Raw genomic sequence first — 16,794 nt, forward strand, 5'->3', positions numbered from 1 at the left:
GCGTCAGCCCGCCACCACAACTGAAACGCGTCGAGACGTCGATGGCACCCAGAGCGGGTGGGGGCGGTCGTTCGCCGGGTCACGGGAAAAGAGCAGGCCGGGGCAGCCGTCGAGCACGCAGCACGGTGATCAGAGGCCGCCCGGGAGCCGACCGGGGGCGAGGCGGTGGTGCGGATCCAGGTGGGCCTTGGCGCTGCGCAGCCGGGGCAGCGCCGGCAACTCGCCCCAGAGGTCGACGGCGTGGCGCACCGGCGCGGGCGCCGCCACCACCACGCACCGGCCCTGCCGGGCGATCAGCACGCTGCGGACCGCGGTGAGGATCGAGGCGACCCGCGCGGGCGGCAGCGCGCCGGGCAGAGCGGCGTGGACGGCGCCGATCCCGGCGGAGCCGCGTACCGGCACGGGCGTGCCGGCCGCGTCGCGCAGCGCGTAGACGGCGGCGTGCAGGTCGTTGATCGGCACCTCGATGCGCAGCGCGGTGTCGCCCGGGGCGAACGGATAGCGCCCCCACCACTCGGGCGCGTGGTGGTTGACCACGGCCTCGGCCCCGAGCACGGCGGTCAGTCGCTGGGCCCGTTCGGTCACGTCGGCCGGACCGCCCTCCAGCAGCACCACCAGGCTGCCCGCCGCGGGCCGGCCGGTCACCGCCGGGTGGTCGGGTCGACCGGCGACCGAGGGGTGGCTCGCCGGGATCCGACGACGGGGCAGGGACACCGGCACCGGCAGGTCCAGCTCCACGGCGGCCGGCTCGACGCCGGCGGCGAGCACCGCACGGACCAGGTCGTGCACCTCCAGCGGGGTCCACACCGGACGGGACACCCAGAGCCGGCCAGCCGGCAGCGCCTGCACCCGCATGGTGGCCGACACCAGCACGCCGAGCCCGCCCTGCGAGCCGCAGAGCAGCCGGGCCACGTCCAGCCCCGGCAACTCACCCCGACCGAGCACGGCATCACCGCCGGCGCCGACGGGCGGGCCGCCCCCGGCCGGCGCACCGCCAGCGGACGAACCTCCACCGAGCGGACCACCCCGGACCGCCGACTCCCCGCCACCCAGAGAACCGCCACGCAGCGGACCACCGCCCAGGGAACCCCCGCCCAGCGGGCCACCGCCGGTGAGCGCACCCCCGCCGATGTCGAAGGCGCCCGCCGGCGCCGCCCGCCCGAGCCGCGCCGTGCCGGACTCACCCACGCTGACCAGCTCGCCGTCGGCGTCCAGGTAGCGAACGCCGACGAGCTGCGCGCACGGGCTGCCGTGCCGGTGGCGCAACGGGCCCGCCTCGTCGGCGGCGAGCACCCCACCCAGCGTCGCGCCGGGTGAGGGCGCGTCGACCGGGAGCCGCCGGCCGGTGCGGCCGAGTGCGGCCTGGACCGCCCGCAACGGGGTGCCCGCGCCGATCTCGGCCACGGCGGCGGCCTGCGGCTCGTGCCACACCCCGGCGAGCCGACCGGTGTCGAGCAGGATGTCGACCTGGCCCGGGGCGGCGCCCCAGTCGATCTTCGTGCCGGCGCCGCGCGGGACCACCGTCAGTTCGTGCGCCGCGGCCAGCCGCAGCACCTCGGCCGCGGCGTGCGGGCCGCCCGGCACGGCCACCCACCGGGCGGTGCGGCCGGCCACCTCGTCGGCCGGCCCGGCGAAACGGGCGAACGGCGGACCGCAGATCTCGGCCAGCTTCCGGGTGATGTCGAGGGCTCCGGGTCGGTCGGTGGAACGTGCAGCAGCCGCCATGGCGGTTATCGTACACATGTTCGAAAGACCTGGTGGCGGATCGGTGCGGCGCGGTCGCCCGGCGGTGGCCCGCCGACCGGTAACGTGGCGCCGTGACCACGACCCCACCACCTGTTGCCAAGCGCGTTCCGGCCGAGCGGACCCACCACGGCGACACGGTCGTCGACGAGTACGCGTGGCTCGCCGCCAAGGACGACCCGGACACGATCGCCTACCTGGACGCCGAGAACGCCCACACCGAGTCGCGCACCGCGCACCTGGCCGGGCTGCGCGCGGAACTGTTCGAGGAGACGCGCCGGCGCACCCAGGAGACCGACCTGTCGGTGCCGACCCGCAAGGACGGCCACTGGTACTACACCCGCACCGTCGAGGGGCAGCAGTACGGCGTGCACTGCCGGCGGGCGGTCCGCCCGGACGAGACCGCGCCCCCGGTCAGCGCGGACGGCGCCCCGCTCGACGGCGAGGAGGTGCTGCTCGACGGCAACCAGCTCGCCGAGGGGCACGACTTCTTCTCCCTGGGCGCGTTCGACGTCAGCCCGGACGGGCGGTGGTTGGCCTACTCCACCGACTTCTCCGGCGACGAGCGGTTCACGCTGCGGATCAAGGACCTGGTCACCGGCGAGGTGCGGCCGGACGAGATCCCGGACACGTTCTACGGCACGGCGTGGTCCGCCGACGCCTCGACGCTGTTCTACGTGACGGTCGACGACGCGTGGCGGCCGAACCGGGTGTGGCGGCACACGGTGGGCACCCCGTCGAGCGAGGACGTGGTGGTCCACCAGGAGGACGACGAGCGGTTCTGGGTCGGCGTCGAGCTGACCCGGTCCGAGCGCTTCGTGGTCATCGACATCCACAGCAAGATCACCAGTGAGGTCCGGGTGATCCCGGCCGCGAACCCGACCGGCGAACCCGCCGTCGTGGCCCCGCGGCGTCAGGGCGTCGAGTACGCGGTGGAGCACCACGGCCACCGCTTCCTGATCCTGCACAACGACGGTGCGGAGGACTTCGCGCTGGCGTACACGTCGGCGGACGCGCCGGGCGAGTGGACGCCGCTGATCCCGCACACCCCGGGCACCCGGCTGGAGGCGGTCGACGCGTTCGAGAACCACCTCGTGGTGTCGTTGCGCGCCAACGGGCTGACCGGGCTGCGCGTGCTGCCGGTCGGCAGCGACGACAGCTGGGACATCGACTTCCCCGAGCCGATCTACAGCGTCGGGCTCGACGCGAACCCGGAATACCGCACGGGCACGGTGCGGCTGCGCTACACCTCGCTGGTGACCCCCGACTCGGTCTACGACTACGACCTGGTCACCCGGGAGCTGACGCTGCGCCGGCAGAAGCCGGTACGGCCCGGGCCGGACGGGCGGGCGTACGACCCGGCCGACTACGAGCAGCACCGGGACTGGGCGCTGGCCGACGACGGCACCCGCGTACCGATCTCGCTGGTCTGCCGCCGCGACACCCCGCGCGACGGCTCCGCGCCCGCGGTCATCTACGGCTACGGCTCGTACGAGGCGAGCATGGACCCCTGGTTCTCGATCGCCCGGCTGAGCCTGCTCGACCGTGGCGTCATCTTCGCGGTCGCGCACATCCGGGGCGGCGGCGAGCTGGGCCGGCGCTGGTACGACGAGGGCAAGCTGCTGGCCAAGAAGAACACGTTCACCGACTTCGTGGCCTGCGCCCGGCACCTGGTCAAGGCGGGCTGGACGGCGAGCGACCGGCTGGTCGCCCGGGGCGCCTCGGCCGGCGGCCTGCTGATGGGCGCGGTGGCGAACCTCGCCCCGGACGCGTTCGCCGGGATCGTCGCGCAGGTGCCGTTCGTGGACGCGCTGACCTCGATCCTCGACCCGTCGCTGCCGCTGACGGTGACCGAGTGGGAGGAGTGGGGCAACCCGCTGGACGACCCCGAGGTCTACGCGTACATGAAGTCGTACACCCCGTACGAGAACGTGACCTCCGCCGACTACCCGGCGATCCTGGCCGTGACCAGCCTGAACGACACCCGGGTGCTCTACCACGAGCCGGCCAAGTGGGTCGCCCGGCTGCGCGCGCTCGCGCCGCAGGGCGACTACCTGCTGAAGACCGAGATGGGCGCCGGGCACGGCGGGCCGAGCGGCCGGTACGACGCCTGGCGCGAGGAGGCGTTCGTCAACGCCTGGACCCTCGACCGTCTCGGCCGCGCCTGACCTTCCGTGCAAGGAAGGGCCCCTTGTTAACAGGCGCCTGTTAACAAGGGGCCCTTCCTCTACCGGAGACGTTAAGAAGGGGCCCTTCCTTACACCGCAAGCGCGGCGGCGAGCACTGCCGGGTCGGCGTTGCCGCCGGTGACCACCGCGACGGTACGCCCGCCCGGCAGCTCGTCGCGGTGGAACAGCCGGGCGGCCAGCGCGACCGCGCCGCTCGGCTCGGCCACCAGGCGCGCGTCCCGCAGCACCCGTCCGGTGGCCGCCATGATCTCGTCCTCGGTGACCGTGACGATGCCGTCGAGCCGCTCCCGCAGGTGGGCCAGCGTCCGCGCGGACAGGTTGGTCCGCAGCCCGTCGGCGCAGGTCCGGTAGGTGCGGTCGACATCCCAGACCACCACCTCGCCGGCGGCGAGCGACTCCACGGCGTCGGCGGCCAGCTCCGGTTCCACCCCGATGACGGAGGCCGACGGGCGCAGCGCCTTGACCGCGGTGGCGACGCCCGAGCCGAGACCGCCACCGCCCACCGGCACCAGCACCACGTCGACGTCGGGCAGGTCGGCGACGATCTCCAGCCCGATGGTGCCCTGCCCGGCGATGACCGCCGGGTGGTCGAACGGGGGCACGAGCGCCGCCCCGCTCTCCGCCGCGATCCGCTCCGCCTCGGCGAGCCGGCGGGCCGGCGGCACCGTCCGCACGTCCGCGCCGAGCGCCCGCATCCGGGCCACCTTGACCTCGGGCGCGCCCGCGGGCACCACCACGACGCAGGGCACCCCGAACGCGCGGGCCGCGTACGCCAGCGCCTGCCCGTGGTTGCCGGAGGAGTGGGTGACCACGCCCCGGGACCGGACGTCCGGGGCGAGCCGGGCCACGGCGTGGGTGGCGCCGCGCAGCTTGAACGACCCCACCGGTTGCAGGTTCTCCGGCTTGAGCCACAGCTCCTCGTCCCAGGGCACCGGCAGCAGCGGGGTCCGCACCACGGTGCCCGCCAGGTCGTCGGCGGCGGTCCGGACGTCAGCGATCGTGATCAGCTCCATCGCACCATCCTGCCCGCACCTAGACTGCCGGGATGACCGACGAGGAGCAGCCGGCGGCGCGGCGCGGGCCGACCTGGTTGATCCTCCTGGTGGTCGCCGCCGCGCTGGCGGTCTGCTGCTGTTCCACCGTGATCGGGCTGGCCGTGGCCGGCTCGGCCGGGCTGCTCGGCCGCTGATCGGCCGGTCCTAGGTGGTGCGCAGTTCCTCCACCGAGGTGCTGGCGCGCAGAACCAGCAGGCCGGCGGCGGCGGTGGCCAGCACCGCCGCCAGCCCACCCGCCGCGAGCCAGGCCAGCTGCTCCCACGGCACGTCCGGCCGGACGACCACCTCCGGCACCCATTCGGTACGGGCGTAGCGGACGCTGGTGGCCGGATCGCCGCACAGGTCGGGACCGGCGTCGCAGACCGTGGTCCGGTAGCCGCCGCCGCTCGGGTCGGGGAGCAGTCCCCGGACCAGCAGGTATCCGACGGTCAGCGCGAGCCCGACCGCCGGCACGGCCGGGGCGAGCGACGCCCAGAGCAGCGACCGGCCGATGGTGGCGCGCGGCACGCCGGTGGCCACCTGGGCGGCGTACGCCCGGCGCCGGCTGGTGATGCCCTCGACCACGGCGACGAGCAGCCCACCGCCGGCGATCGCCATCGCCACCACGATCGCCAGGTCGACCAGGCCCATCGCGTTGAGGTAGAAGTCCGGGTCGGACAGCCCCGCACCGGTGCGGCGGGTCAGCTCGGCCTGGGCCAGGAAGTCGGCGCGGATCCCGGCGGCACCGGCACCGACGATCAGCGCGGCGAGCAGGGCGGCGAACGTGCGGCTGCCGGCCCACGGGTCGGCGGTGAGCCGGCGCGCCGCGAGCAGCGCGGCGGCGCCGCGCCCGTGCCGGTGCAGCACCCGCCCGGTCTGGTACGAGATCCAGCCGGTGCCGGACACCACGCCGATCATCGCGGTCAGCCCGCCGGCCATCAGCATCAGTGGCGCCACCCAGTCAGGCTCGACGACGTCGCGCTGCTCGTACCAGACCAGGACCGGGCGGATCGCGGCGAACATGGCCAGCGCGGCCAGGATGAGCACGCCGGGCCACGGCCAGGGGGCGCGGGTGCGGACCCGGCGCACGACGCCGAACGGGGTGGTGGTGACCCGCCGCAGCAGCAGCGCGCTCGCCAGCGCGGCGACCAGCGGCAGGCCGAGCACGACGGCGGTCGTGGCGGCCGGGGCCGGGAGCACGTCGGTGGGCAGGGGCAGCCGGCCGGTGGCGTCGGGCCGGTGCAGCAGCCGGCGCCCGACCAGGAAGACGGCGAGGCCGGTGACGGTGCCGAGCAGGCTCGCCACGCCGGTCTCGGCGACCGCGATCCGGGTGACCTGGCCGGGCGTGGCGCCGACCAGCCGGAGCGCGGCCAACCGCCGGTCCCGGCCCGGCGCGCCGAGGCGGGCGCACTGCCCGGCCAGCCCGAGGACCGGTATGCAGAGCAGCAGCAGGGCGAAGGCGACGCCGGGGCGCAGGCCCGGTTCCCGCAGCAGGGCGTTGGTGTACTGCTCGGACTGCGTCCAGGCGTTACCGGGCGGCTTGGCCACGGCCAGCACGGTGAGCGCGGCCAGCCCGGCGAGCGTCGCCAGCGCGGCGCTCACCGCGGTCAACGCCACCCGCGCGCCATCGGTGCGGGTGCCGGCGAGCGCGAGTCGCAGCAGTGTCGCCGGCCTCACCGCGTGCCGCCCGGCACCGCCGGGTCGAGGCCCAGCCCGGTGTGGTCGACCATCCCGTCGCGCAGGCTCACCTCCCGGTCCGCGTACGCGGCGATCCGCGGCTCGTGGGTGACCAGCACGACCGTGGTGCGTTGGTCGCGGGCCAGCCGGACCAGTTGGGTGAGCACCTGCTCGCCGGCGAGCGTGTCGAGCGCGCCGGTGGGCTCGTCGGCGAAGAGGACCCGCGGCTCGGTGACCAGCGCCCGGGACAGCGCGCAGCGCTGCTGCTGGCCGCCGGACATCTCGCCCGGTCGGGCGTCGGCGACCTCGGCCACGCCGAGCCGTTCCAGCCAGGTGAGCGCCGCCGTCCGTGCCGCTCGCCGCCCCGTGCCGGCGAGAAGCAACGGAAGGGCGACGTTCTCCGCCGCGGTCAGCTCGGCGACGAGCTGGCCGAACTGGAACAGCACCCCGAAGTCGGTGCGGCGCAGCCGGGACCGGGCCGCCTCCGACCACTGGTCGATCCGTTCGCCGCGCCAGGTGACCTGACCGGCGTCGGGGCGCAGGATGCCGGCGAGGCAGTGCAGCAGTGTCGACTTGCCGCAGCCGCTCGGGCCGGTGACGGCCACGATCTCGCCCTCGGCCACGTCGAGCGTCACGCCGCGCAGTGCGGGTGTCGGGCCGTAAGCCCGGACCACGCCGCGCGCTTCCAGGAACGTCACGAGTGCACCTCCCGGTGCCAGTCGGCGACCCGGTCCAGGGTGGTGTGCAGCCACCGCAGATCGGCGTCGAGATGGGCGATGGCGAAGTCGGCGGCGACCACCTCGTCGAGGCGGGCACCGGGTGCGCTCTTGACCGCGGTCAGCTCGCGCAGCCGCTCGGTGTGGGCGCGGCGCTGGGCGACCAGGTAGGCGCGCGCCTGGTCGGCGTCGGCCACCAGGAGCGCGACCACCACCTTGGCGAAGAGCGTGCTGGCCACGTAGGGCATCGGCGGTTCGACGGTGGCCAGCCACTGGTCGAGCGCGGCCCGGCCCGCGCCGGTGAGCGCGTAGGCGGTGCGGTCCGGGCCGCCCTCGCGGGCCTGACCGGCGGGGGCGACCAGGCCGTCCCGGTGCAGCCGGGCCAGCGTCGCGTAGACCTGCCCGAAGGCGAGCGGCCGGGCCCGGGGCAGCCGCTCGTCGTGGGCGCGTTTCAGCTCGTAGCCGTGGCGTGGGCCGGCGGCGAGCAGCCCGAGCAGGACGTGCTGGGTGGACACGCCCCTACTATTCACTCAGTGAATAGAACCGTCAAGCAGGAGGCGCCCAGGCCGGGTCGCGCCCGGTGCGGGCGAGCAGCGCCGCCAGCGTGGTCGGGGCCGCGTCGGTGGGCACCGGAGCGCCGAACGCGCCCATCCGCTGCCCCATGTCGCCCATCCGGTCCATGAAGTCGTGCCCCGCCGCCACCACGGACGGGTCCACCACCAGCTCCTGCCCGGTGGCCCGGGCCAGGTCCCAGCCGTGCACGGTGAGGTCGATCAGGGCCATCAGCCCGACCGTCTCCTGCGGCAGGCCCAGGCCGGGCGAGACACCCTCCAACGCCGCCGGGTCCGACCACGCCTCGACCAGCCGCGCCGCCTCGGTGGCGAACCGGTCCCGCCAGCCCTCGGTCAGGTGGTCGGTCTTGCCCGACCAGTCGACCTCCTCCCGCCGGGCCATCGCCTGGAAGTTGACCACCACGTCGGTCACGTGGTTCAGCAGGTCGCGCACGCTGTAGTCGGGGCAGGGGGTGGGCAGGTCGAGCTGGTCGTCGGCGACGCCACGCACCACCGCCGTCGTGCCCGGCGACGCGACGGACAGCAGCTCACTAGTCTTCGTGCTCATAGAGCCAGCGTATGAGGACGGTCTTGAAGAAATGCGACACGAACCACGGCGGGACAGCCGGGGGATCCTCGATCCCGACCGGCTGCTGCGGCAGGTCCGGTTCCGGCGCCGGTTGCCCGCGCCGGCGCTGCGCCCCTGGGTGGAGCACTACTGGCTGATCGACTGGGACCTGGCCGAGCCGTTCGACCAGCGGGTGGTGCCGCACCCGGCGGTCAACCTGGTGTTCCAGGCGCAGGAGGGCGGGATCGAGCACGCCGTGGTGGCCGGTGTGGACACCGGCCTCTTCACCGTCACGCTGCACGGCGCCGGGCGGGTCACCGGCGTCCAGTTCCGTCCCGGCGGCTTCCGCCCGTTCTGGGGGCGTCCGGTGGCCGAGCTGAGCGGCCGCCGCGTCCCGCTCGCCGCGACGCACCTGCCCGGGCCGGACCGGCCGGTCTGCCCGGGCACCGACGACGAGCGGTGCCGCCGGCTGGACGACCTGCTGGCCGCCGCGTCACCGGTCCCGGATCCGCTCACCGCCGAGGTCACCGCGCTGGTCGAGGAGATCCGCGCCGACCGGGGCGTGCTGCGGGTGGCCGACTTCGCGCGGCGGCACGCCGTCTCCACCCGCCGGCTCCAGCGGCTGTTCCTGGACCAGGTCGGCGTCGGTCCGAAGTGGGTGATCCGTCGCTACCGGCTCCAGGAGGCGATCGAACAGGCCGCCGCCGGGCCCTTGGACTGGTCGCGGGTCGCCGCCGACCTGGGGTACGCCGACCAGGCGCACCTGGTCCGCGAATTCACCGCCGTCGCCGGTGTCTCCCCCGCGGCGTACGCCCGCTCGCTGGTCACCGCCCGGCGGTGACGCCCGGCGGGTGACCGCCTCAGCGGCGGCGGACCGCGACGACCGCGACGTCGTCGTGGATCTCCGGCGGGGCCAGCTCGACCAGCAGCCGCTGGCAGAAGTCGTCGAGGTTGTCGTCGACCCGGGTGGCCACCACGCCGAGCGCCGCCATGCCGTCGTCGATGGTCGCGTCCCGCCGCTCGATCAGCCCGTCCGTGTAGAGCACCAGCGTGGCCCCGGGCGGCAGCACGAACTCCAGGTCGGGCGGGCGGGGCGCGCGGACGCCGAGCAGCGGCGCGGACTGGGTCACGAACTCCACCCGCCCGTCCCGGCTCAGCAACGCCGGCAGGTGACCGGCGCTGGCCAGCCGGACCAGCCCGGTGGGCGGATGGAGCAGCAGCACGCAGATCGTCGCCAGCTCGGTCGGCAGCAGGGCGCGCATCAGCTCGTTGACCCGGTCCAGGATCATGCCGGGCTGGTGCCCCTCCACCGCGTACGCGCGCACCGCGTGCCGCAGCTCGGCCATCACGGTGGCGGCGTGCAACGAGTGACCGGCCACGTCGCCGATCGCCACCAGCAGGTGCCCGTCGAGCATCACCAGCTCGTAGAAGTCGCCGCCCACCTCGGTCTGCGCGCTCGCCGGCTCGTAGCGGACGGCCAGGTCCAGGCCGGCGACCTCGGGCAGCCGCCGGGGCAGCAGGCTGCGTTGGAGCGTCACCGCGATCCGGTGCTCCTCGTCGAAGGAGCGCTGCGCCTCCACCGCCGAGGCGACGGCCTGAGCGAGCTGCACCAGCACCGGCGTACGGACGGTCTGGGTGGCGGTCGGCACCACCACGTAGAGCGGGGCCCGGTCCTCGCGCAGCCGGGAGGCGGCCACGGTCACCGTGTCGCCGTCCGGCCAGTCGGCGACCGACCAGGCGCCCGGCTCGTCGACCCGCACGCGGGTGCCGATCGGCACGCCGGTGTCGTCCACCACCCACGGCACGATCCGGGCCGGCGTGTGCGGGTCGGCGGCCACGCCCGCCAGGCAGTCCCCGTCGAACGTCTCGGCGACCACCGCCGCCGGCGCCCGGAAGATCCGGGCGGCGCCACTGGCGGCGGCCTCCAGCAGCCGGACGAAGTTCGGCGCGGCGTGCATCTCCACGGTGGCGTCGGCCAGCGCGGCGAGCCGCTCGGCGAGCTGCTCGGCCCGCCGCCGGGCCTGGTAGTAGCGCAGCACCGCGTGCGCGGTGGCGACCAGTTCCTCCGGCTCGATCGGCTCGGCCAGGTAGGCGTCCGCGCCCCGGGTCAGCCCCTGCGCCCGGTCGACCACGTCCACCGCGTGCGCCGAGACGTGGATGACCGGGGTGGAGGGGTGCGCCTCCTTGATCCGCTCGCACACCTCGAAACCGCTCATGTCCGGCAGCCGGACGTCGAGCACCACCAGGTCGACCGACTTCCGGGCCACCAGGTCCAGCGCCGAGGTGCCGTTCTCGGCCTCGACGGTGACGAAACCGGCCCGGTTCAGCCAGTTCACCAGCAGGTACCGCTTGGGGCCGCTGTCGTCGACCACCAGCACCGTCGCCGGCCCGCCGTCCACCGTCACGCTCCGCCCACGGGCAGGACGACGGTGAACGTGCTGCCCCGGCCCGGTTCGCTGGTCAGCTCCAGCGTCCCGCCGAGCAGGGCGACCAACCGCCGGGCGTACGGCAGGCCGAGGCCGGTGCCGCCGACCCGCGTCGTGCCGGGGACCTGGTAGAACTCCTCGAAGATCCGTTCGTGCAGCTCCGCCGGGATGCCCACGCCGGTGTCGGTGACCGACAGCGTCCACATGCCGTCGCGGCGCTCGGCGCGCAGTCGCACCTCGCCGCGCTCGGTGAACTTCAGGCCGTTGTGCAGCAGGTTGCGCAGCACCTGGGCGAGGAGCACCTCGTCCGAGCGGACCGTCGCCGGCGCCGGCGGCTCCTCGACCACCAGCTCCACCTCCGGCCGGGTGGCCAGCGCCCGCAACGTGCCGCGCAACTGCCCGAACACCGCGCGCAGGTCGACATCGGACCAGTCCGGCTCGATCCGGCCCGACTCGGCCTTGGCCAGGTCGAGCAGCTCGTTCACCAGGGCCAGCAGGTCACCCGCGGAGGACCGGATGAGGCCCACCTGGCGGGCCTGCTCACCGGTGAGCGGATCGGAGGCGGAGTCGGCCAGCAGCCGTCCCAGGCCGATGATCGCGGTGACCGGGGCGCGCAGCTCATGACTGACGTTGGCCAGGAACCGGCTCTTCGACTCGCTGGCGGCCCGCAGCTGGGCGGACTTCTCGTCCAGCTCGGCGTAGAGCGCCACCACGCCGCGGTTGGTCTCCTCCAGCTCCTCGGTGAGCTGGTTGTAGAGCGCCATCACGCCCCGGTTGGTCTCCTGGAGCTCGGAGTTGAGCACCGCCAGCTCGTCCCGCTGGCTGCGCACCTCGTCCAGCGCGGCGATGAGCTGGGCGTTCTGCGCGGCCAACTCGTCCAACGCGGAGCCCGGAGCGCGCTCGGCCAGCTCGGCGCGGAGCTGGGCGACGCGGTCCGGCGTCAGCTCCTCGGCGTGGTCCGGTACTCGTCTGGACATCCTCACGACGGTATCGCTCTCGACGGTCACCACCTGCAACGTGTCCACCAGACGCGCCACCGCGCCGGACTGCGGCTCGTACCGGCCTTCGGGCAGCGGGCGTACCGGGGCCAGGTCCACCCGGAGCACCCGCCGGCCGGTGGCGACGTCCCGGTCGACCGCGAACGTGACGTCCGCGCCGTCGACCCCGCGCAGCAGCTCCCGGGCGACCTCGCTGAGCGCGGTGGCGAGCCGTACCTGGTCCTGGTGTTCCAGGCCGACGGCCGCGGCGACCTCCCGGCCGCGCTGCCGGATCAGGAAGATGTCCTGCTCGACCCGGAGCGCCAGATGCAGAAGGGGTTCGCTCATGCCGTGCCGACCGGGCATGCCCTCACGGCCCTCGCTGCGCTCGGTGCGTTCGCTCATGCCGAGCCCCGGGCGACCAGGACGCACGCGTCGTCACGGCGGACCCCGGCGTCCCGGAGCAGGGTGGCGGCGACCAGCAGCGGCGCCCGCCCGGCCAACCCGGGGTAGTCGTCCAGGTCCCAGCGGTCCACCACGCCGTCACTGTGCATGACCAGGGTCGACCCGGGCGCGAACGGGTACTCGTACCCGCCTACCGCCGGACGCTGGTGGCCGGCGATGCCCGGCAGCGAGACCAGGCCCCGCCGCCGCTCGCCCGACGCGACGATCATGGCGGCGATGTTGCCCAGGCCGGCGTAGCGCAGCAGCCCGGTCGCCGGGTCCGGTTCGGCCACCGCGAGCGCCGCGCCCCGGGTGTGCGACATGCCCGCGTGCAGGTGCCGCACCACGACGTCCGGTGGTCCGACCGGCGCCGAGCGGAACGCGGCGACCGCGGCTCCGGTGGCGGCGGCGGCCAGCGGCCCGTGCCCCAGTCCGTCGCAGACCAGCACCTGCCGGCGGCCGTCGACCTCGCGCACCGCGTACCCGTCGCCGCTGTCCTGCTCGCCGGTGATCGGCCGGGCCAACCCGGCGGCCCAGTCCGGCTCCGGCGGCGGCCCGTCCCACACCTGAACGGTCAGGACGGTGCCCCGGCCGCTGAGCGAGTAGCCGTCGAACCGGCTCGCCTGCCGGACGATGGCGCCGAGGCCGATGCCGAGCGTGCCGACCGTGGAGTGACCGTCGGTCGAGGAGAGCGTGAGGTCGGCCATGCCGGGGCCGGCGTCGATGGCCACCAGCTCCACCCCGGCCCGCCCGTTGCGGCGCGCCGGGCGCAGCAGCAGCGTGCCCTCGCGGGCGTGCTTGACCAGGTTGCTGGTGATCTCGGCGGTGATGATGGCCAGGTCCGCGACGCGGTCCGCGCTCAGTTCGAGCTGGCGACCGAGGCGCTCGGCCGCCCGGCGTACGCCACCGGCGGTCGCGCCGTTGTCGACCCGGAACCAGACGCCGTGGTCGGGGACCACGTCGGCGGTCATCGCGACCACTTGGTGACGGTGATGGTCGTGCCCTCGCCGACGGCGGTCCGGATGTCGAAGTCGTCGACGAGCCGGCGGGCGCCGCTGAGGCCGAGTCCCAGGCCGCCGCCGGTGGTGTAGCCGTCGGTGAGCGCCAGGTCGAGGTCGGGGATGCCCGGACCCTGGTCGGCGAAGACGATGCGGACGCCGCGCCGGCGGCCGTCGGAGACGGTGCTCACCTCGGCGTTGCCCCCGCCGCCGTAGATCAGCGTGTTGCGGGCCAGTTCGCTGGCGGCGGTGACCAGCTTGGTCTGGTCGACCAGGGAGAGCCGGACCGCGACGGCGGTGGTACGCACCAACTGCCGTACCCGTACCACGTCCTCGTCGCTACGGATCGCCTGCGTCGCCGGCACCCCCAGGTCGACGCCCGTGGTCATGGCGTCGCCGTCGTCTCGGCGTCCTCGTCGCCGGGCGCCTCGTCCCAGTCGTCGGCGCGGCTGGCCGCGATCAGCTCCATGCCCCGCTCGACGTTGAGCGCGGTACGGATGCCGTTGAGCGACAGGCCCAGCTCGACCAGGGTGATGGCGACGGCGGGACGCATGCCGACCACCACGGTCTCGGCGTCCAGCACCTTGGAGATGGACGCGATGGTGGAGAGCATCCGGCCGACGAACGAGTCGACGATGTCCAGCGCCGTGATGTCGATGATCACGCCGTGGCAGCCGGTGGCGACGATCCGCTCGGCCAGGTCCTCCTGGAGCTGGACCGCCGTCTGGTCGGACATGTCGACCTGGATCGAGACCAGCAGGATGTCGCCGATCTTGAGGATCGGCACCCGCTCCATCACGCCTCCCGGCGTGCGCGGCGGGCGGTGGTCTCGACCCCGGTCAGGCGCAGCACGTGCCGCAGCGCGTCGGCCAGGCTCGCCTTGGTGGCGATGTCCCCGAACTCGATGCCGAGGGCGACGATCGTCTGGGCGATCTGCGGCCGGATGCCGGAGATGATGCAGTCGGCGCCCATCAGCCGGGCGGCCACCACGGTCTTGAGGATGTGCTGCGCGACCTGGGTGTCCACCGCCGGCACGCCGGTGATGTCGATGATCGCGTACGGCGAGCCGGTGTCGACGAGCGTCTGCAGCAGCCGCTCCATCACCACCTGGGCGCGGGCCGAGTCGAGCGTGCCGACCAGCGGGACGGCGACCACGCCCTCCCAGAGCTTGACCACCGGCGTGGAGAGCTCCAGCAACTGCTCCGCCTGGTCGGCGATGAGGCTCTCCCGGGCGCGGACGAACGTCTCGAAGGTGAACAGCCCCATCTGGTCGATCAGCGCGGAGAAGGCGACGAAGTCACGCAGGGTGTTGTCGTCCCGCCCCTCCTCCATCAGCTCCAGCAGGACGTCCTTGAGCGCGAACACGCTGATCGCGGTCTCGGTGGCGCTGAACCCCTGCCGGGCCCGATTGGTGGACAGCTCGGAGAGCACGGCACGCAGCTCACCGCCGTGCTCGCCGGCGAGGTCGGTCACGCCGTGCCGGCCGGCCTCGACCAGCGCGCGGTGGAGTTCCTGCACCTGGCGGTTCAGCTCGGCCCGGCTCAGCCGGCCGCGCAGCGAGCTGGCGACGATCTCCGTCCAGCGCTCGGCCAGCCGGTCGGCGTGCTCGTTCAGCAGGTGGGCGAGCCGACCACCCTGTTCGGCGCTCAACGCCATGGTGACCTCCCTGATCTGGACGGGCGGACTCTATCACCGGGGGTCACCGCACTAGTTGTCGCGGAGCAAAGAGATGATCGACGGCACCTGTGCCGGCTCCCGTTCTGCGCGAGACGCCCGTCGTGGGATACCGTTCCTCCGAACACAGGAGGTCGACGAATGTCCCTGACGGTGCACACGGAACAGCGCGGCGACGTGGTCGTCGTGTCGGTCGCGGGCGAGCTGGACATGGCCACGGCACCGCAGCTCCAGGATCAGATCACGGATCTGCTGGACAAGGGGCGCAGCCGGCTCGTGTTCGACCTGGCCGAGGTGTCGTTCTGCGACTCGACGGGGCTGTCGGTGTTCGTCCGCGCCAAGAACAGCTGCGACGAGGCCGGCGGCGTGGTCCGGCTTGCCGCCCCGCAGCGCGGCGTGCTGCGCATCCTCGAGGTCAGCGGCCTGGTCGAGGTGCTGCACACCTACCCGACGGTGGAGCAGGCCGTCGCCGGCGACCCCACCCCGGCCTCCTCCTGACTGAAACTTTTCAGCGCTCGTCCTCGATGTAGCGGGGACGGGCGATCACCATGCCCGCGGTCGTCTGCACGGCGAGCGCCACCAGCAGGAAGCCGATGGGGGCGGTCCAGCCGCCGGTCGCCTCGTAGAGGATGCCGACCAGCAGCGGGCCGAGCGCGGCGATCACGTATCCGGTGCTCTGCGCGAAGGCGGACAGCGCGACGGTGCCCTCGGCGGTCCGGGCGCGCAGCCCGATCGTGGTCAGGATCAGCGGGAACGCGCCCTGGCCGAGCGCGAGCAGCAGCACCCACAGCGGCGCCAGGCCGCGCGGCGCGAGCGCCAACCCGAGGTACGCGGCGGTGGAGAACACGGTCAGCGACAGCACCAGCGGTCGCAGCGTGGCCAACCGGCCGGCCAGCGCCGGCATCATCAGCGCCACCGGCACGCCCAGCGCGGTGACGCCGGCGAGCAGCAGTCCGGCGGCCTCCGGCCGGTAGCCGGCGTCCCGGAACAACTGGGCCAGCCAGCCCATGATCGCGTACCCGCTGAGCGACTGCGCCCCGAAGTAGACCGCCATGGCCCAGCCGAGCCGGGTCCGCCCGGGGCGCACCCGGGTCGGGGTGGCGACCGCCGCCGCCGGGGGCGCGGCCCGTCGCGCCGCGCGGGCCCGCAGCGCCAGCGGCACCCACGGGATCACGGCCAGCGCGGCCAGCCCGGCCCAGACGCCCAGCCCGGCCCGCCAGGAGCCGAAGGCGTGGGCCACCGGCACGGCGGACGCGGCGGCCACCGTCGTGCCCACCGTCAGGGCCATCGTGTACGCCCCGGTGACCAGTCCGGTGCGGTGCGGGAAGTGCTGCTTGACCAGCATCGGCAGCAGGATGTTCGCCACCGCGATGCCGGCCAGCGCGAGCGCGCTGGTGAGCACGAAGACCGCCGCCGACCCGGTGACCGCGCGCAGCACCTGCCCGACGGTGAGCGCGATCATGGCCAGGACGAGCACCCGGGGCGCCGCCCAGCGGCGGACCAGCCACGGGGTGAGCGCGCCCAGCCCGGCGAACGCGACGGTGGGCAGTGTGGTGACCACGCCGGCCATGGCGCCGGAGAGGCCGAGCCCGACGCGGATCTCGTCGAGCAGGGCGCCCAGGCTGGTCACCGCGGCCCGCAGGTTCAGCGCGACGAGCAGCATCCCGGCCAGCACGAGCAGCCCACCGCGCGCCGGACCCACGCCGGGGGCCGGGGCGGCGGCCGGGGCCGGACCGGGCGTGACGTCGGTGGTGGGCGCGGTCGCGGTGGGCACGGGTGGCGGGGTCATGACCTCGA

Annotated in this window: 17 protein-coding genes; 4 read left to right on the top strand and 13 right to left on the bottom strand. The window is 74.6% G+C overall.

Features of this window, described 5'->3' with window-relative positions; translation table 11 throughout:
• Positions 1 to 129 precede the first annotated feature (129 nt).
• Positions 130 to 1,725, bottom strand: coding sequence for an FAD-binding oxidoreductase (locus GA0070622_RS00680; RefSeq protein ID WP_091565321.1), 1,596 nt, complete (start codon positions 1,723 to 1,725; stop codon positions 130 to 132).
• A gap of 92 nt (positions 1,726 to 1,817) precedes the next feature.
• Between GA0070622_RS00680 and GA0070622_RS00685 the strand changes: the two genes are divergently transcribed.
• A complete protein-coding gene (locus GA0070622_RS00685) occupies positions 1,818 to 3,911 on the top strand; it encodes a S9 family peptidase (protein ID WP_091565325.1) in 2,094 nt (697 codons plus the stop codon).
• A gap of 89 nt (positions 3,912 to 4,000) precedes the next feature.
• On the opposite strand, the gene GA0070622_RS00690 is transcribed toward GA0070622_RS00685, so the two are convergent.
• Entirely contained in the window at positions 4,001 to 4,945 is a 945-nt protein-coding gene (locus tag GA0070622_RS00690; protein ID WP_091565329.1) for a threonine ammonia-lyase, read from the bottom strand.
• A 32-nt stretch (positions 4,946 to 4,977) separates the two neighbouring features.
• On the opposite strand from GA0070622_RS00690, the gene GA0070622_RS32315 reads away from it, so the two are divergent.
• The gene (locus GA0070622_RS32315) at positions 4,978 to 5,121 is read left to right on the top strand and encodes a hypothetical protein (protein WP_176710398.1); all 144 of its coding nucleotides are present in this window, start codon (positions 4,978 to 4,980) and stop codon (positions 5,119 to 5,121) included.
• Positions 5,122 to 5,131: 10 nt separating this feature from the next.
• On the opposite strand, the gene GA0070622_RS00695 is transcribed toward GA0070622_RS32315, so the two are convergent.
• Genes GA0070622_RS00695 through GA0070622_RS00710 form a run of 4 tightly spaced genes read right to left on the bottom strand, consistent with a single transcriptional unit; the run spans position 5,132 to position 8,478 of the window.
• Complete coding sequence (locus GA0070622_RS00695) at positions 5,132 to 6,643, bottom strand: FtsX-like permease family protein (protein ID WP_091565332.1); 1,512 nt, start codon at positions 6,641 to 6,643, stop codon at positions 5,132 to 5,134.
• Positions 6,640 to 7,341 (bottom strand): ABC transporter ATP-binding protein, encoded by a 702-nt coding sequence (locus GA0070622_RS00700; protein ID WP_091565335.1) that lies wholly within the window; start codon positions 7,339 to 7,341, stop codon positions 6,640 to 6,642. Before GA0070622_RS00700 ends, GA0070622_RS00695 begins: the two co-directional genes overlap by 4 nt.
• The gene (locus GA0070622_RS00705; protein WP_091565339.1) at positions 7,338 to 7,874 is read right to left on the bottom strand and encodes a PadR family transcriptional regulator; all 537 of its coding nucleotides are present in this window, start codon (positions 7,872 to 7,874) and stop codon (positions 7,338 to 7,340) included. Before GA0070622_RS00705 ends, GA0070622_RS00700 begins: the two co-directional genes overlap by 4 nt.
• A 31-nt stretch (positions 7,875 to 7,905) precedes the next feature.
• Positions 7,906 to 8,478 (bottom strand): TIGR03086 family metal-binding protein, encoded by a 573-nt coding sequence (locus GA0070622_RS00710; RefSeq protein WP_091565342.1) that lies wholly within the window; start codon positions 8,476 to 8,478, stop codon positions 7,906 to 7,908.
• Between the two features lie 31 nt (positions 8,479 to 8,509).
• Here GA0070622_RS00710 and GA0070622_RS00715 point away from each other — a divergent pair, with 31 nt between their 5' ends.
• Entirely contained in the window at positions 8,510 to 9,319 is an 810-nt protein-coding gene (locus GA0070622_RS00715; RefSeq protein ID WP_091565346.1) for a helix-turn-helix domain-containing protein, read from the top strand.
• A 19-nt stretch (positions 9,320 to 9,338) separates the two neighbouring features.
• Here the strand turns inward: GA0070622_RS00715 and GA0070622_RS00720 are convergent, their stop codons facing one another.
• The 6 genes from GA0070622_RS00720 to GA0070622_RS00745 are packed head-to-tail and all read right to left on the bottom strand — an operon-like array spanning position 9,339 to position 14,979.
• Positions 9,339 to 10,877: a SpoIIE family protein phosphatase gene (locus tag GA0070622_RS00720; RefSeq protein WP_091576685.1), complete on the bottom strand. Its 1,539-nt coding sequence runs from the start codon at positions 10,875 to 10,877 to the stop codon at positions 9,339 to 9,341.
• A 2-nt stretch (positions 10,878 to 10,879) separates the two neighbouring features.
• Positions 10,880 to 12,229, bottom strand: a complete 1,350-nt coding sequence (locus GA0070622_RS00725) for a sensor histidine kinase (protein ID WP_091576687.1) — start codon at positions 12,227 to 12,229, stop codon at positions 10,880 to 10,882.
• 53 nt (positions 12,230 to 12,282) lie between these two features.
• Complete coding sequence (locus GA0070622_RS00730) at positions 12,283 to 13,296, bottom strand: SpoIIE family protein phosphatase (RefSeq protein ID WP_091576689.1); 1,014 nt, start codon at positions 13,294 to 13,296, stop codon at positions 12,283 to 12,285.
• Positions 13,293 to 13,712, bottom strand: coding sequence for an ATP-binding protein (locus tag GA0070622_RS00735; protein ID WP_091565349.1), 420 nt, complete (start codon positions 13,710 to 13,712; stop codon positions 13,293 to 13,295). The genes GA0070622_RS00730 and GA0070622_RS00735 overlap by 4 nt, the downstream gene beginning before the upstream one ends.
• On the bottom strand, positions 13,709 to 14,119 hold the full coding sequence (locus tag GA0070622_RS00740; RefSeq protein ID WP_091565353.1) for an STAS domain-containing protein: 411 nt from the start codon (positions 14,117 to 14,119) through the stop codon (positions 13,709 to 13,711). The genes GA0070622_RS00735 and GA0070622_RS00740 overlap by 4 nt, the downstream gene beginning before the upstream one ends.
• Positions 14,119 to 14,979 carry an STAS domain-containing protein gene (locus tag GA0070622_RS00745; RefSeq protein ID WP_091565356.1) on the bottom strand — a complete coding sequence of 287 codons (861 nt, stop codon included), beginning with the start codon at positions 14,977 to 14,979 and terminating at the stop codon, positions 14,119 to 14,121. The genes GA0070622_RS00740 and GA0070622_RS00745 overlap by 1 nt, the downstream gene beginning before the upstream one ends.
• A gap of 159 nt (positions 14,980 to 15,138) precedes the next feature.
• Here GA0070622_RS00745 and GA0070622_RS00750 point away from each other — a divergent pair, with 159 nt between their 5' ends.
• Complete coding sequence (locus tag GA0070622_RS00750; protein WP_088642031.1) at positions 15,139 to 15,495, top strand: STAS domain-containing protein; 357 nt, start codon at positions 15,139 to 15,141, stop codon at positions 15,493 to 15,495.
• Between the two features lie 10 nt (positions 15,496 to 15,505).
• Here the strand turns inward: GA0070622_RS00750 and GA0070622_RS00755 are convergent, their stop codons facing one another.
• Positions 15,506 to 16,786, bottom strand: a complete 1,281-nt coding sequence (locus GA0070622_RS00755; protein WP_091565361.1) for an MFS transporter — start codon at positions 16,784 to 16,786, stop codon at positions 15,506 to 15,508.
• Positions 16,787 to 16,794 lie beyond the last annotated feature (8 nt).

This window comes from Micromonospora sediminicola, from assembly GCF_900089585.1.
Lineage (GTDB): Bacteria > Actinomycetota > Actinomycetes > Mycobacteriales > Micromonosporaceae > Micromonospora > Micromonospora sediminicola.

Bases quoted from the DNA above. Each gene is read 5' to 3' on its own strand.
- GA0070622_RS00680 (WP_091565321.1), bottom strand. From the start codon at position 1,725: ATGGCGGCTGCTGCACGTTCCACCGACCGACCCGGAGCCCTCGACATC.
- GA0070622_RS00690 (WP_091565329.1), bottom strand. From the start codon at position 4,945: ATGGAGCTGATCACGATCGCTGACGTCCGGACCGCCGCCGACGACCTG.
- GA0070622_RS32315 (WP_176710398.1), top strand. From the start codon at position 4,978: ATGACCGACGAGGAGCAGCCGGCGGCGCGGCGCGGGCCGACCTGGTTG.
- GA0070622_RS00710 (WP_091565342.1), bottom strand. From the start codon at position 8,478: ATGAGCACGAAGACTAGTGAGCTGCTGTCCGTCGCGTCGCCGGGCACG.
- GA0070622_RS00715 (WP_091565346.1), top strand. From the start codon at position 8,510: ATGCGACACGAACCACGGCGGGACAGCCGGGGGATCCTCGATCCCGAC.
- GA0070622_RS00725 (WP_091576687.1), bottom strand. From the start codon at position 12,229: ATGAGCGAACCCCTTCTGCATCTGGCGCTCCGGGTCGAGCAGGACATC.
- GA0070622_RS00730 (WP_091576689.1), bottom strand. From the start codon at position 13,296: ATGACCGCCGACGTGGTCCCCGACCACGGCGTCTGGTTCCGGGTCGAC.
- GA0070622_RS00735 (WP_091565349.1), bottom strand. From the start codon at position 13,712: ATGACCACGGGCGTCGACCTGGGGGTGCCGGCGACGCAGGCGATCCGT.
- GA0070622_RS00740 (WP_091565353.1), bottom strand. From the start codon at position 14,119: ATGGAGCGGGTGCCGATCCTCAAGATCGGCGACATCCTGCTGGTCTCG.
- GA0070622_RS00745 (WP_091565356.1), bottom strand. From the start codon at position 14,979: ATGGCGTTGAGCGCCGAACAGGGTGGTCGGCTCGCCCACCTGCTGAAC.
- GA0070622_RS00750 (WP_088642031.1), top strand. From the start codon at position 15,139: ATGTCCCTGACGGTGCACACGGAACAGCGCGGCGACGTGGTCGTCGTG.
- GA0070622_RS00755 (WP_091565361.1), bottom strand. From the start codon at position 16,786: ATGACCCCGCCACCCGTGCCCACCGCGACCGCGCCCACCACCGACGTC.